The sequence below is a fragment of the Sphingobium indicum BiD32 genome, assembly GCF_000382885.1.
Taxonomy (GTDB): Bacteria; Pseudomonadota; Alphaproteobacteria; order Sphingomonadales; family Sphingomonadaceae; genus Sphingobium; species Sphingobium japonicum_C.
This window is the reverse complement of sequence record NZ_CAVK010000143.1, coordinates 1-13,156: the sequence shown is the minus strand read 5'-3', so window position 1 is coordinate 13,156 and position 13,156 is coordinate 1. Positions and strand designations below refer to the sequence as shown.

Sequence of the window (13,156 nt, the reverse complement as noted above, 5' to 3'; positions counted from 1 at the left end):
GGGCGATCAGGCGCTGATCTCTTCGGGCCAGTAGAGCCGCATTGGATTGTTGATCAGCAGCTTGCGTTGCAGATCAGCGGTGGGCGCGATGCGTGGGATCATGTCGACCAGATGGCCGTCATCGGGGATGGCGTCCTGCATATTGGGGTGTGGCCAGTCGGTGCCCCACAGAACCCTGTCCTGATAGTCGGCGACCAGCGGCGCGACGGCGTCGGCAAAGCTGTTCCACGGGTCGCCATTCGGGTCCAGCCGATCGGGGCAGGTCGCCTTGAACCAGATATCGTCCCGGCTGTCGAGAAACGCGCGAAACGCCTTCATCTCCGCGCCGTCCGGCCCCTGGGTCACGTCGGGGCGGCCCATATGGTCGATCACCAGCGGCACGGGGATGGCGTCCATGAAGGGGCGCAGTTCTTCGAGAATGTCCGCCTCGAAATAGATGACGACATGCCAGCCTGCGGGCAGGCGCTGGGCCACTTCGAGGAATTTGTCCTTGGGCGCGTCATCGACTAGGCGCTTCAGAAAATTGAAGCGGATGCCGCGCATCCCGCCGTCATGCAGGGCGGCAAGTTCGGCGTCGGAGATGGCTGGATCGACCACGGCGACGCCGCGCGCCCTTTGTATTCCATCTGGGCCGTTCGATTTGGCGATGGCGTCCAGCGTCGCTGCATTGTCGGTGCCGTGGCAGCTGGCCTGGACGATGACATTGCGGGCAAAGCCCAGATGGTCGCGCAGGGCGAACAGCATATCCGGCCCGGCGTCCTGCGGCAGATATTTCGCCTTCGCGCTGAACGGAAAGTCCGCCATCGGCCCGAACACATGGCAATGCGCGTCGATCGCGCCGGGGGGCGGGGTGTAGAGCGGCTTGGACGGATTGCCATGCCATGAGACAATGCGTCCGGTTTCTTTGGCACTCATGCGAAAATCTCTCCATCCATCAATTTGCGCGCGGTGCGCAGCATGGCGGCGCTGGTGACGGTGCCACTATCGTCCAGTTCCATGACGCAGGTGGTTTCGCCGGTCGGATGTTCCACCGACAGCGTCTTGCGGTTGCCACCGGGGATGCTGGCGACTTCGGCGGCTGGCGACCCTTCGATCAAACAGGCGGTGGCGACGCTGACCGCGCCCAGCACGCCGATGGAGGCATGGGCGCGGTGGGGGATGAAGCTGCGGACGGTGACCGCGCCACCATTGCGCGGCGGGGCGACCAGCATCATCTTGGGTACCGATTTTTCGGTGACATCGCCAAGGTTCATCCGTTCGCCAACGGCGAGGCGGATGGCCTCAATCCGGGCCTTGAGCGCGCTGTCATTGTCCAGCGTGTCACGGTCCTCATAGCCGGTGACGCCGACATCGCTTGCCTTCATGACGACGCAGGGCATCCCGTTGTCGATCAGGGTCACGCGGACGTCGTCCACTATATCAAAGGCGTTGCCGGTCGGTAGCAGTGCGCCGCAGGAAGAACCGGCGGTGTCGCGAAATTCCAGCGGTATCGGCGCGGCGCTGCCGGGGACGCCGTCGATTTTGGCGTCGCCGTCATAACGCACGATGCCGCCGGGGGTCTGGACCGTGGCGATGGCGATCTGGCCGGTATTTTCCATGAAGATGGCGACGCGGGTTTCGTCCTGCTGCGCGGCGATCAGGTCGCGCTCGATCGCGAAGGGGCCGATCCCGGCAAGGATATTGCCGCAATTCTGGGCGTCGCTGACGATCGCCTGATCCACAAAGACTTGCAGGAAGAGATAGTCGATATCGACGCCGTCGCGCTGTGACTTTTTGATGATCGCGACTTTGCTGGTCAGCGGATCGGCACCGCCCATGCCGTCAATCTGGCGCGGGTCGGGCGACCCCATGACGCGCAGGAGGAAGGCGTCGCGGGCGGCGGTATCGGCGGGCAGGTCGTCGGCCAGGAAATAGCCGCCCTTCGACGTGCCGCCGCGCATCCACATGACGCGGGCGCGGTCAAACATATTTCAGGCCCATCTCTTCGAGGCGCGGGCGCATGTTGTAGATGTCGAGGCCGAGTTCGCCTGCGGCGAGGCGGACGCGCTTGGCTTCTTCGGCGGCTTCGCGGGCCTGTGCCTTTTCCAGCACCGACACGGCGTCGGCGCGGGGGACGATGCAGACGCCGTCATCGTCGGCGATGACGACGTCGCCTGCATTGACCAGCGCGTTGGCGCAGACGATGGGAACGTTGACCGATCCCAGCGTGCCTTTGATCGTACCCTGGGCGTGGACCGCCTTTGACCAGACCGGGAAGTTCATCTGCTTCAAGTCGCGCAGGTCGCGGACGCCTGCGTCGATGATGAGGCCGCGGCAGCCACGGGCCTGGGCGGAGGTGGCGAGGAGGTCGCCGAAATAGCCGTCGGTGCAGGGGCTGGTGGGGGCGAGGACGAGGATGTCGCCTTCCTTGAGCTGTTCGATAGCGACATGGACCATCCAGTTGTCGCCCGGAGGGGCAGAGATGGTGACGGCGCTGCCCGCGATCCGGGCGCCGGGATAGATGGGGCGCATGTGGGGGGCGAGCAGGCCGGTGCGGCCCTGGGCTTCATGGACGGTGGCGACGCCGCATTGGGCAAGCCCGTCAATGACGGAAAGGTCCGCCCGTTCGATATTCTGGACGACGATGCCGGACATGGCGCTGCTCCTCTTTACCTAAACCCGACAGTGAGATGGACATATGTAACGAAATGCTCAAATCGGTTCTGGCGCAATGTCATAAAATTTTGCTAATTGTCAAAAATGGAAGCTGATCAGTTCAATATCCGGCACCTCGCCGCGCTGGTCGCCGTGGTCGATCAGGGCAGTGTCAGTCTGGCGGCGCGGGCGGTGAATTTGACCCAGCCGGCGGTGACGCAGGGCATCGCGAAGCTGGAGGGGCAGTTGGGTGTGGCGTTGTTCGAGCGGCGGCCGGGGGGGATGGTGCCGACCGAGGTGGCGCTGCGGTTCAAGCCGCGTGTCGAGGTCGTGTTGCGCCTGATCGGCAGCAGCCGGGTGACGGCAGCGCAAATCCGGGCCTTCGTCGCGCTGGCGCGCGCGGGCAGCTATGCCGCGGCGGCGGCGCTGGTCGGGGTGGCAGAGCCGTCGCTGCATCGTGCGGTGGGCGATCTGGGGCTGGCGCTGGGGGTAAGGCTGGCCGAGCGGCGGGGCAGGGGGCTGATGCTGACGCGCGCTGGCGTGGCGCTGGCGCGGCGGTTGCGGCTTGCGCTGGCCGAGTTGCGGCAGGGGCTGGAGGAGATTGCCGCGCTGCGGGGACAGGAGAGCGGGCGGATATTGGTCGGCGCGATGCCGCTGAGCCGCGCGCGGCTGTTGCCGCTGGCGATCACCCGCTTTCGCCGCGATTTTCCGCAGGTCGATATATCGGTGGTGGAAGGATCGCACGCCGAACTGGTGGGACCGCTGCGCGATGGCGAGATCGACATGATGGTTGGTGCCTTGCGCGATGCGACGATCGGGCAGGATCTGGTGCAGCAGCCCCTGTTCGAGGACCGGCCGACCATATTTGCGCGGGCGGGCCATCCATTGGAGCAGGGCTGGGATGGTGATGATCTGCGGCGTTTCCCATGGATATTGCCGCCCGAAGGAACGCCGTTGCGGCAATTGTGGCGGGCGATGTTCGCGGCGCTGGGGGGAGAGCTGCCCGCAGTGCCGATCGAGTGCGGATCGGTGATGACGGTGCGGCAATTGCTGGTGAGTGGTGAGTATCTGACGCTGTTGTCGGTCGACCAGTTGCGGGTCGAGCTGGACAGCGGGATGCTGGCGGATATTGGGCCGGCACCGGGCGAGATCAGCCGTACCATCGGCCTGACCAGCCGGGCCGACTGGCGGCCGACGCGGATGCAGCAGCAATTCATGGCTGCCATCAGCCAGGCCGTCACGGACATGAATTCGTAAATTCTAATATCATGCCCCTGGATATGATTGGCGACGCCACGCGCGTTATTGCATCATTTTCATCATGGAGCAGGAAGTCGGTCTGATCGGGTTTGGTGAAGCAGGGTCCACCTTTGCACGGGCAGGGGATTGGGCCGCCGCCGCCCATGTCTATGATGCCAAGACGGAATGCGCGACCACGCGCGAATCGATGCTGGCGGCCTATGCGCAGGCGGGTGTGCTGCCTGCGCTCTTCATGGAAGATGCGCTCGACGGTGTGGACCTGATCCTGTCGCTGGTGACGGCGGACCAGGCGCTTGCGGTGGCGGAAGGCGCGGCGGACCTGATCGCGCCGGGCGCGATCTACTGCGACATGAACAGCGTTGCGCCGCAGACCAAGCAGGCGGCCGCACGGGCGATCGAGGCGGCGGGCGCGCATTATGTCGATATCGCTGTCATGGCCCCGGTCGATCCGGCGCGGCTGAACGTGCCGTTGCTGCTGAGTGGCGAGAAGGCGCAGATTGCAGAGGCGCGGCTAAGGGCGCTGGGTTTTGCCAAAACCCGCATCGTTGGCGCGGACGTGGGGCGGGCGTCGTCGATCAAGATGATCCGTTCGGTCATGGTCAAGGGCATAGAGGCGCTGACCGCCGAATGTGTGCTGGCGGCCGATGCGGCAAATGTGCTGGACGAGGTGCTGGCGTCGCTCGATGCGAGCGAGAAGGCCAAGCCTTGGGACGTGCGGGCGGACTATAATCTGGACCGGATGCTGGTGCATGGCCTGCGTCGCGCCGCCGAGATGGAGGAAGTGGTCAAGACGCTGGAGGGGCTGGGCACGGGTGCGATCATGACGCGCGGCACGGTGGAACGGCAGCGGGCAATTGGCGCGCTGGGCGTGATGGCGGTGCCGGAAGGGCTGGGAGCGAAGATTGGCGTGGTTTCTTCCCACGTCATTCCCGCAGAGGCGGGAATCCACCTCGCTACCTCGCGACAGGAGGAACTGTTGGGAGACGGGTTCCCGCCTTCGCAGGAATGACGGGGTTTTGTTGGGCAGGCGCGGTGCGTCGATGCCTGAGACCCCGGCCTGCGCCGGGGTGACGGAACAGGGTTTAGGAAAGAGACGCAATGAGCCTGATTATTGATTGCCATGGCCATTATACGGTGTTGCCCAAGGGGCATGATGCCTGGCGCGAGGAGCAGAAGGCGGCGTTCAAGGCCGGGACGCCGTGCCCGCCCTATCCCGATATTAGCGACGCAGAGATTCGTGAGACGATCGAGGCGAACCAGTTGCGGCTGATCAAGGAGCGTGGCGCGGACCTGACGATCTTTTCGCCTCGCGCATCGGCGATGGCACCGCATGTCGGCGATGAAGCGATGGCCAGGGAATGGGCGATCCGCTGCAACGACCTGATCGCGCGGGTGGTGGCGATGTTCCCCGAAACCTTTGTCGGCGTATGCATGTTGCCGCAGTCGCCCAAGGCGGACATGCGCAATAGCATCGCCGAGTTGGAGCGCTGTGTCACTGAACTGGGTTTCATCGGCTGCAACCTCAATCCCGATCCGGGCGGCGGGCATTTCACCCACCCGCCGCTGACCGACCGCTATTGGTATCCCTTCTACGAGAAAATGGTCGAGCTGGACGTCCCGGCGATGATCCATGTTTCGGGCAGCTGCAACCCGGCGATGCACGCGACCGGCGGCTATTATATCGCGGCGGACACGATCGCTTTCATGCAGTTGCTGGAAGGCGACCTGTTCAAGGATTTCCCGACGCTGCGTTTCATCATCCCGCATGGCGGCGGCGCGGTGCCCTATCATTGGGGGCGTTATCGCGGCTTGGCCGACATGCTCAAAAAGCCCGATCTGTCGACGCATCTGATGAACAACATCTATTTCGACACCTGCGTCTATCATCAGCCGGGCGTCGATCTGCTGGCCGATGTGATCGACAACAAGAATATCCTGTTCGGGTCGGAAATGGTCGGCGCGGTGCGCGGGATCGACCCCACCACCGGGCAATATTTCGATGACACCAAGCGCTATGTCGATGCGCTGGACATTAGCGCGGCCGAGCGCGCCGCCATTTTCGAGGGCAATGCCCGCCGCGTCTTTCCCCGGCTGGACGCGCAATTAAAGGAGAGGGGACTATGATGACAGAAGATCCCAAGCATCAGGATATTCACGAATATCTGGCTGAGTTCGAGGATATTCCCGGCACCCGCGTCTATACGGCGGCACGCGCGCGCAAGGGCTATCATATGAACCAGTTTGCGATGAGCCTGATGAAGGACGAAAATCGCACCCGGTTCAAGGCCGACGAGCGCGCCTATATGGACGAATGGCCGTTGACCGAGGACCAGAAGCTGGCGTTGCTGGCGCGCGACTATAATCGGTGCCTGGACCTGGGCGGCAATGTCTATTTCCTGTCCAAGCTGTTTTCGACCGACGGGATTCCGTTCGCCGAGGCGGTCAGCACCATGACCGGCATGAGCTTTCCCGAATATCGGGAAATGATGATGAATGGTGGCCGTTCACCCGAAGGCCAGCGGTCGATCAGGGAGAAAAGATGATGGCGAGGATTACTGCTGGCGTGGCGTCGAGCCATGTGCCGCTGCTGGGCGTGGCGTCGGACTTCAACAAGGATCGTGACGAATATTTCGGGCCGATCTTTGCAGGGTATGACTGGACGCGCGAATGGGAGAAGGCGGAAAAGCCCGATGTCATCATTCTGGTCTATAATGACCATGCGTCCGCCTTTGACATGAAGATCATCCCGACCTTCGCGATCGGTTGCGGCGAGCGCTACAAATCGGCGGACGAAGGCTGGGGGCCGCGCGCGGTGCCGGACGTGGAGGGGCATCCCGACCTGGCCTGGCATATTGCGCAGAGCCTGGTGCTAGACGAGTTCGACATGACCATCATCAACGAGATGGACGTCGACCATGGGCTGACCGTGCCGCTCAGCATGATGTTCGGCAAGCCCGACGCCTGGCCGTGCAAGGTCGTGCCGCTGGCCGTCAATGTCGTCACCTATCCCCCGCCGTCGGGCAATCGCTGCTGGGCGCTGGGCGAAGCGATCAAGAAGGCGGTCGAAAGCTTCCCCGAAGATCTGAACGTCCAGATCTGGGGCACCGGCGGCATGAGCCACCAGTTGCAGGGACCGCGCGCGGGGCTGATCAACAAGGAATGGGACAATATGTTCCTGGATGGGCTGGTCGGTGAGAGCGACCATCTGCGCCGGATTCCGCATATCGAATATCTGCGCGAGACGGGCAGCGAAGGCATTGAAATGGTGATGTGGCTGGTGATGCGCGGGGCGCTGGGGAAAAAGACCCGCGCGCTGCACCGCCATTATCATGTGCCCTGCTCCAACACCGCGATCGGCCATATGGTGCTGCGCCCGGATAATGGCGAAGGGCTGGATATGACCGGGAGCGATACGGTGACGGCGATCGCAGCGGAGTAACATTCATCGAGGCGTGCCTTGGCGCGTGCCTCAACCCACCCCAACCCCTCCCTTAAATGGGAGGGGCATTTATAATACGGAGTTTCTCATGCGTATTGCCCTGGCTGGTGCAGGCGCCTTTGGCGAAAAGCATCTCGACGGCCTGAAGAATATCGATGGCGTGAGCGTGACGTCGCTGGTTGGCCGACGGCTGGATGCGACGCAGGCGATTGCCGACAAATATGGCATTGGTCATGCGACCACCGAGTTGGCGGACACGCTGGCGCGCGATGATGTTGATGCGGTGATCCTGTGCACCCCGACGCAGATGCACGCAGCGCAGGCGATTGCCTGCATGGAGGCGGGCAAGCATGTTCAGGTGGAGATTCCGCTGGCCGATAGCTGGGCGGACGCGCAGGCGGTGCTGGCCAAGCAACAGGAAACCGGCCTGACCTGCATGGTCGGGCATACGCGGCGGTTCAACCCCAGCCATCAATATGTCCATAATCTGATCACGGCAGGTGATCTGAACATCCAGCAGATGGATGTGCAGACCTATTTCTTCCGCCGCAAGAATATCAATGCCAAGGGCGAAGCGCGGTCGTGGACCGACCATCTGCTGTGGCACCATGCGGCGCATACGGTCGATCTGTTCGCCTATCAGGCGGGCAGGATCGTGTCGGCGCACGCGATGCAGGGGCCGATCCACCCCGACCTGGGCATTGCGATGGACATGTCGATCCAGTTGAAGAGCGAGAGCGGGGCGATCTGCACCCTGTCGCTGTCATTCAACAATGACGGGCCGCTGGGCACCTTCTTCCGCTATATTGGCGACACCGGCACCTATATCGCGCGCTACGACGATCTGGTGAACGGCAAGGAAGAGCCGATCGACGTGTCCAAGGTGGCAGTGTCGATGAACGGCATCGAATTGCAGGACCGCGAATTCATCAGCGCGATCCGCGAAGGCCGCGAACCCAATTCGAGCGTCGCAAAGGTGTTCGATTGCTATCGTGTGCTGGGCGAGCTGGAGCAGCAGCTGGCGTAAAAGGAATCCCTGCGGGGTCGCAAGGAAGGCGCGGCGGGCAACCGACCGCGCCTTTTTTGTGCGTCAGACGGTTACGAACGGGTGCGCCAGCCGCAAATCGTCCAGCAGGGTTTCGAGCCGGGCCACATCGGCAAAGGCACCGGTCGGCGTCACCGACCAGTTGCAATGGGGGTGCGTGGCGCGGCTGTAGAGGCGGATCGGGCCGATCAGTTTGCGCCAATGATGTTTGCTCTTGCCATGGTCGCGCAGCAGTTTCGCCACGAGCAGGTCGGTGAGCTTGTCCACGGTCATGGCGTTACGCATAGGGCCGGGGACGCGCGGGTTCAACCGTCTCTGGCGGCGCGCCAGCTGCGCGGCGGCTGGCCGATATGGCGGGCGAAGAAGCGGGAAAAATAGGCCGGATCCTCAAAGCCTGTGGCATAGGCGATCTGTGCCACCGACATTTGCGAATAAAGCAGCAGGCGGCGTGCCTCCAGCAAAGCGCGATCATCGAGCATCTGAGCGGGAGAGGTGCCCGTGACACGGGCGCAGGCCTGACGCAGGGCGGTGAGGCTGACACCCAATGCGCGGGCATGGTCCGCCACCGGCTCGCGCTGGCGGAAGCGCTGCTCGATCCGTTCGCGCAGCCGGGCGACGAGTGCGGCCTGGCGCGGCGTGCCGGGCTGCGCCTGTTGCGTGAGAGCCGCGTGGCGTAGCGCCAGCACCATGAGGTGCAGCAGGGCGGATTCCACTGCGGCGCGCTGGCCGGGGCCGGACCAGCCCAGCTCCTGCGCCATGCGTGTGATCTCGGCTTCGGCGGCATCGCCCTCCGCCTGTGGCAGCATGATGGCATGGGGGTGGGCAAAGAGCGGGGCGAGATCGGCGTCGCGGGCAATGAGGTGGCGCAGATAGGCCGCGGCGATGGTGGTGACATGGCCGCTGGACTCGCGGTGCCAAGTGAAGCCATGGACGATTCCGGCGGGAACCAGCAACAGACAGGGTGCCTCGAACCGGAATTCGCTGGCTTCGGCCTGCATTGCGCCGCCGCCCTGCGCGATCAGGATGATATGGTTGAGGTCGCGATGGACATGGCGGTTGATCGTCCATTCGCTGGGACGGGAGCGGTCGTCCAGGCTTTCGACATGGACGAACCCCTCCGCCACACTGCGCTGCGGTTCGCCATAAAGGTAGAAGCTGGGGACCGGGGCGACCGACATGGGCGGCGGCGTCAGGCGGGGCGGGGGCGCAGCAGGATCAGTAGTGCCGCGCCGACCAGCGATCCGAGCGCCATGGCAAAGGCAACCCATGGCAAGCCGACGTTAAGGCTGAATAGGAAGCCCGCCACTATCGGTCCCAGCGCCGCGCCGCCCCGGCCGAAGCCGATGACGATGCCGGTCCCCCCCGCGCGTACGGCAGTGGGAAAGGATTGGGCCATCAGCGCATATAGGCCGACGACCGCGCCATTTGTGCAGAAACCGGCGGCGGCCGCAATCAGGCTGAGGCCCGCCAGCGTCGTCTGTTCCTGACCGAACAAGGTGACCAGACAGGTGGAGGCGATCATGGCGATGATGACGAGCGGCCGGATCGCAATCCGCCAGCTGAGCGCGCTCAGCAACAGCGCACCAAGCAGGCCGCCGACATTGGCCCATACCAGCACACCGCCTGCGGCCGACGGGGCATAGCCCATATCCACCACGATCTTGGGCACCCATTTCAGGATGAAATAGAAGGTCATGATATGGCAGAAATAGCCAAGCGTCAGCAGGATGGTGGTGCGCGCAAGGCCCGGCGCAAACAGCGCGGCAAAGGAGGGTTTGAGCGCGGCGGTGTCGACGGGCGGCAGGGCGTCGAGCGCGGCATGGCCCAGGCGGCGGAGTGCATGATTGACCCGCGCCAGGGCGTTGTCGGGCCGCTTTTGCAGCAGGAAGCCGATCGACTCAGGGAGCAGGAACCAGATGAAGGGCAGGAACAGGGCAGTGGCGATTCCCCCGAACAGGAAGATGTCGCGCCAGTCGCCCGCGACCAGCAGATGGGAGGCGACCGATCCGCCAAGAATCGCGCCCGCCGGATAGCCCGCCGCCATGATCGCGACGGCCAGGCTGCGCGCGCGGGCATTGGCGAGTTCCGCGACCATCGCATTGGTGCAGGCGAGCATCCCGCCAATGCCAAGCCCCGTGGCCAGACGGATGACCGAGAGGGAGATGACGTCCCAAGCCTGCGTCGCCGCGCCCATGCCGAGTGCCATGACGATGAGGCAGAAGAGGATGGTAGGGCGGCGACCGATCCGGTCGGCGACATTGCCGAGCAGGATGGAGCCTATGGCCATGCCGATCAATTCCATAGACAGGACGAGACCGAGGGCGGCGCGCTCCACGCCCCATTCCTTGGCAATACCAGGCGAAGCGAAGCTGATCGCCAGCACATCGAACCCGTCTAGCGCATTGAGCAGGACGCAAAGGATGATCGCGATGATCTGAAGCCGCCCCATAGGTGCTTCATCCAGTTGCCGCCGGACGTCCGTTGCGTATTCCGCCATCCTCAATCCTTTTATTTTTAACCAACCGCGAAAATATCGAGCCGCACATGATCCCTATAGCGTGCAGCGGTGCAAAGAAAGACGGTGCGGCCAAGCCAGGCATGCGGACCATCGCTCGCCACCTCAAAACGCGGCGTGGTGCGGAAATAATAGAGGGCTGGATCGACCGCGTCCCCGGCCGCGATCCGGGCCAGCACCGGGGCGGGGCCATGGCGATAGCCCGGATTGACGATCGACAATATGGTGCCGTCGCTGGCCTCTATCGAATAGCGGGCGAGAATGTCGGCCGTGCCGTCCGGGCGGATAGATTGCCAGTCCGCGCCGCCGGGCAGGATCTTGCCGATCAGGCGCGGGCCGTCCACGCTGCCGCCAGTAATGGGAATGACCCGCTTGCGCACACCATCGACGGTGCCCAGTTCCTGCGGCGCGCCGATCAGGACGCGCAACCGCATGGCAAGGGTGAGGGGCGGAGTCGCCAGCGCGTCAGAAGGCGCGGCCATGGCGGGCGTGGCAGCCCCGGAGAGGGCTAGGCCGGGCATCGCCTTGAGCAGGCTGCGACGGGGCAGGGTGTCGGTCATGTCTCTCCCTCTCTGTCGGATCGTCCATTACTGGCTCAACCGGCATTTCATGTGATAATCCGCCGTTTCGGTCAAGTTGACGCTGCATTAACGGAGCAGGGCTGCTGAATCATCCAACTATATGGTTGCTCCGCCCCTGTGATGGCGACCGGCAAATGGGCATGATCGGCGCAAATCTGGTTCGGCAGGAGAGGCATAGCATGAAAACCCAGGTCGCCATTATCGGAGCAGGGCCAGCCGGGCTATTGCTGGGCCATTTGTTGCGGGCCGAGGGGATCGACACTATCATCGTCGAACGGGCCGCGCCCGATTATGTGCTGGGGCGCATCAGGGCGGGGGTGCTGGAGCGGACGACGACCGATCTGATGGACCGGGTTGGACTGGGCGCGCGCATGCACGCGGAGGGCTTGCCGCATGACGGCTTTCACCTGGCCGATGGCGAGCGACTGATCCGCATCGATGTCGCAGGGCTGACCGGCAAGCAGGTGATGGTCTATGGCCAGACCGAAATCACCCGCGACCTGATGGAGGCGGCGCCCGAACGCGGGCTGGAGATCATCTATGACGCGGGCGACGTCGCGCTGCATGATGTTGATAGCGATGCGCCCTATCTGACCTACAGCAAGGATGGTGCGAGCCACCGGATCGATGCGCAATTTCTGTGCGGATGCGATGGTTTCCATGGCCCCTCGCGCAAAGCGATCCCGGCGTCGGTGGCAACCGCCTATGAGAAAGTCTATCCTTTTGGCTGGCTGGGCATATTGGCCGACGTGCCGCCCTGCAATCATGAGCTGATCTACGCCAATCACGAGCGCGGCTTTGCGCTGGCGTCGATGCGGTCGGAAACGCGCAGCCGCTATTATGTGCAGGTGGCGCTGGACGAGAGGGTCGAGGACTGGTCCGACGACCGGCTGTGGGACGAACTGGCGATCCGGCTGGGACCGGAGGCGGCAGCGCAGATGGTGCGCGGCCCGGCGCTGGAAAAGTCGATCGCGCCGCTGCGTTCCTATGTGTTCGAGCCGATGCGGCACGGGCGGCTGATGCTGGCAGGCGACAGCGCGCATATCGTGCCGCCGACAGGCGCGAAGGGGCTGAACCTGGCCGCGTCGGACGTGCATTATCTGTCGCAGGCGCTGATCGGCTATTTCGGGCGCGGGGATGCGGACGGGGTGGCAGGCTATTCTGCCAAGGCGCTGGCGCGCGTGTGGAAGGCGGAACGCTTTTCCTGGCAACTGACCCGGTTGATGCACCGTTTCCCCGACAGCGATGCGTTTGACCGGCGGATGCAGGTGGCGGATCTGGACTATATTGCCTCGTCAGTGGCGGCGCAGACGACGATCGCCGAAAATTATGTGGGTTTGCCGCTGTAGGGGCGGCGATAGCGCTGATTCGGCGTGACGATTCGCTGTTTCTGACACGATCGGGCGACGAGAATGGCGCGGGATGGCTGAAAAGCTGCCCGCGCCATTGTCCGTTTCAGCCCGTGCAAACTGCGATATTTGAGGGGTTTTGGCGTCATTTTCGTGAACATTCTCAACAAAAAATCGCATCCTGGGCAATTTCCCTGTTGACCGAATCTGCGTGTCTACCTAGAGGGCTGTTCACCGGACGGGGCGCTGCCAGCGGGTAGCGCGTTTTACGGTCGCCAACATGATGGGATGAACAGTCCTCCGAAACGCAAGGATCGGGGTAGGCTGGTTGTC

14 protein-coding genes are annotated in these 13,156 nt (G+C 63.6%); 7 read left to right on the top strand and 7 right to left on the bottom strand.

All coding sequences use genetic code 11. The features are described from left to right. Positions 1–6 precede the first annotated feature (6 nt). Genes EBBID32_RS14260 through ligK form a run of 3 tightly spaced genes read right to left on the bottom strand, consistent with a single transcriptional unit; the run spans position 7 to position 2,634 of the window. On the bottom strand, positions 7–915 hold the full coding sequence (locus tag EBBID32_RS14260; protein WP_006959345.1) for an amidohydrolase family protein: 909 nt from the start codon (positions 913–915) through the stop codon (positions 7–9). Next, positions 912–1,967 carry a 4-oxalomesaconate tautomerase gene (locus EBBID32_RS14255; protein ID WP_006959343.1) on the bottom strand — a complete coding sequence of 352 codons (1,056 nt, stop codon included), beginning with the start codon at positions 1,965–1,967 and terminating at the stop codon, positions 912–914. Before EBBID32_RS14255 ends, EBBID32_RS14260 begins: the two co-directional genes overlap by 4 nt. Then, positions 1,960–2,634 (bottom strand): 4-carboxy-4-hydroxy-2-oxoadipate aldolase/oxaloacetate decarboxylase, encoded by a 675-nt coding sequence (gene ligK, locus EBBID32_RS14250; protein ID WP_006959341.1) that lies wholly within the window; start codon positions 2,632–2,634, stop codon positions 1,960–1,962. The genes EBBID32_RS14255 and ligK overlap by 8 nt, the downstream gene beginning before the upstream one ends. Positions 2,635–2,739: 105 nt before the next feature. Here ligK and EBBID32_RS14245 point away from each other — a divergent pair, with 105 nt between their 5' ends. The 6 genes from EBBID32_RS14245 (at position 2,740) to EBBID32_RS14220 (ending at position 8,360) form a co-directional block, all read left to right on the top strand. Continuing rightward, entirely contained in the window at positions 2,740–3,891 is a 1,152-nt protein-coding gene (locus tag EBBID32_RS14245; RefSeq protein WP_006959339.1) for a LysR family transcriptional regulator, read from the top strand. Positions 3,892–3,955: 64 nt separating this feature from the next. Further along, complete coding sequence (locus tag EBBID32_RS14240) at positions 3,956–4,903, top strand: NAD(P)-dependent oxidoreductase (protein ID WP_006959337.1); 948 nt, start codon at positions 3,956–3,958, stop codon at positions 4,901–4,903. Between the two features lie 89 nt (positions 4,904–4,992). Continuing rightward, a complete protein-coding gene (locus EBBID32_RS14235) occupies positions 4,993–6,018 on the top strand; it encodes an amidohydrolase family protein (RefSeq protein WP_006959335.1) in 1,026 nt (341 codons plus the stop codon). Then, on the top strand, positions 6,015–6,437 hold the full coding sequence (gene ligA, locus EBBID32_RS14230; RefSeq protein WP_006959334.1) for a protocatechuate 4,5-dioxygenase subunit alpha: 423 nt from the start codon (positions 6,015–6,017) through the stop codon (positions 6,435–6,437). The genes EBBID32_RS14235 and ligA overlap by 4 nt, the downstream gene beginning before the upstream one ends. Further along, complete coding sequence (locus EBBID32_RS14225; protein ID WP_037490859.1) at positions 6,437–7,333, top strand: class III extradiol dioxygenase subunit beta; 897 nt, start codon at positions 6,437–6,439, stop codon at positions 7,331–7,333. Before ligA ends, EBBID32_RS14225 begins: the two co-directional genes overlap by 1 nt. A gap of 88 nt (positions 7,334–7,421) precedes the next feature. Beyond that, positions 7,422–8,360: a Gfo/Idh/MocA family oxidoreductase gene (locus EBBID32_RS14220; protein WP_006959330.1), complete on the top strand. Its 939-nt coding sequence runs from the start codon at positions 7,422–7,424 to the stop codon at positions 8,358–8,360. Positions 8,361–8,423: 63 nt separating this feature from the next. On the opposite strand, the gene EBBID32_RS14215 is transcribed toward EBBID32_RS14220, so the two are convergent. From EBBID32_RS14215 to EBBID32_RS14200, 4 genes are read right to left on the bottom strand one after another with little or no spacing between them, the layout of a single operon-like run. After that, positions 8,424–8,651 carry a hypothetical protein gene (locus tag EBBID32_RS14215; protein WP_006959327.1) on the bottom strand — a complete coding sequence of 76 codons (228 nt, stop codon included), beginning with the start codon at positions 8,649–8,651 and terminating at the stop codon, positions 8,424–8,426. Between the two features lie 32 nt (positions 8,652–8,683). Beyond that, a complete protein-coding gene (locus EBBID32_RS14210; protein ID WP_006959325.1) occupies positions 8,684–9,556 on the bottom strand; it encodes a helix-turn-helix domain-containing protein in 873 nt (290 codons plus the stop codon). Between the two features lie 11 nt (positions 9,557–9,567). Further along, positions 9,568–10,875 carry an MFS transporter gene (locus EBBID32_RS14205; RefSeq protein ID WP_006959322.1) on the bottom strand — a complete coding sequence of 436 codons (1,308 nt, stop codon included), beginning with the start codon at positions 10,873–10,875 and terminating at the stop codon, positions 9,568–9,570. Between the two features lie 17 nt (positions 10,876–10,892). Next, the gene (locus tag EBBID32_RS14200) at positions 10,893–11,453 is read right to left on the bottom strand and encodes a DUF3237 domain-containing protein (RefSeq protein WP_006959321.1); all 561 of its coding nucleotides are present in this window, start codon (positions 11,451–11,453) and stop codon (positions 10,893–10,895) included. Between the two features lie 200 nt (positions 11,454–11,653). Here EBBID32_RS14200 and pobA point away from each other — a divergent pair, with 200 nt between their 5' ends. Continuing rightward, entirely contained in the window at positions 11,654–12,823 is a 1,170-nt protein-coding gene (gene pobA, locus EBBID32_RS14195) for a 4-hydroxybenzoate 3-monooxygenase (RefSeq protein ID WP_037490873.1), read from the top strand. Positions 12,824–13,156 lie beyond the last annotated feature (333 nt).

Coding starts and splice junctions, on each gene's coding strand:
- EBBID32_RS14210 (WP_006959325.1), bottom strand. CDS start 9,556: ATGTCGGTCGCCCCGGTCCCCAGCTTCTACCTTTATGGCGAACCGCAG.
- EBBID32_RS14205 (WP_006959322.1), bottom strand. CDS start 10,875: ATGGCGGAATACGCAACGGACGTCCGGCGGCAACTGGATGAAGCACCT.
- EBBID32_RS14260 (WP_006959345.1), bottom strand. CDS start 915: ATGAGTGCCAAAGAAACCGGACGCATTGTCTCATGGCATGGCAATCCG.
- EBBID32_RS14220 (WP_006959330.1), top strand. CDS start 7,422: ATGCGTATTGCCCTGGCTGGTGCAGGCGCCTTTGGCGAAAAGCATCTC.
- EBBID32_RS14200 (WP_006959321.1), bottom strand. CDS start 11,453: ATGACCGACACCCTGCCCCGTCGCAGCCTGCTCAAGGCGATGCCCGGC.
- EBBID32_RS14245 (WP_006959339.1), top strand. CDS start 2,740: ATGGAAGCTGATCAGTTCAATATCCGGCACCTCGCCGCGCTGGTCGCC.
- EBBID32_RS14235 (WP_006959335.1), top strand. CDS start 4,993: ATGAGCCTGATTATTGATTGCCATGGCCATTATACGGTGTTGCCCAAG.
- EBBID32_RS14255 (WP_006959343.1), bottom strand. CDS start 1,967: ATGTTTGACCGCGCCCGCGTCATGTGGATGCGCGGCGGCACGTCGAAG.
- pobA (WP_037490873.1), top strand. CDS start 11,654: ATGAAAACCCAGGTCGCCATTATCGGAGCAGGGCCAGCCGGGCTATTG.
- ligA (WP_006959334.1), top strand. CDS start 6,015: ATGATGACAGAAGATCCCAAGCATCAGGATATTCACGAATATCTGGCT.
- ligK (WP_006959341.1), bottom strand. CDS start 2,634: ATGTCCGGCATCGTCGTCCAGAATATCGAACGGGCGGACCTTTCCGTC.
- EBBID32_RS14215 (WP_006959327.1), bottom strand. CDS start 8,651: ATGACCGTGGACAAGCTCACCGACCTGCTCGTGGCGAAACTGCTGCGC.
- EBBID32_RS14240 (WP_006959337.1), top strand. CDS start 3,956: ATGGAGCAGGAAGTCGGTCTGATCGGGTTTGGTGAAGCAGGGTCCACC.
- EBBID32_RS14225 (WP_037490859.1), top strand. CDS start 6,437: ATGGCGAGGATTACTGCTGGCGTGGCGTCGAGCCATGTGCCGCTGCTG.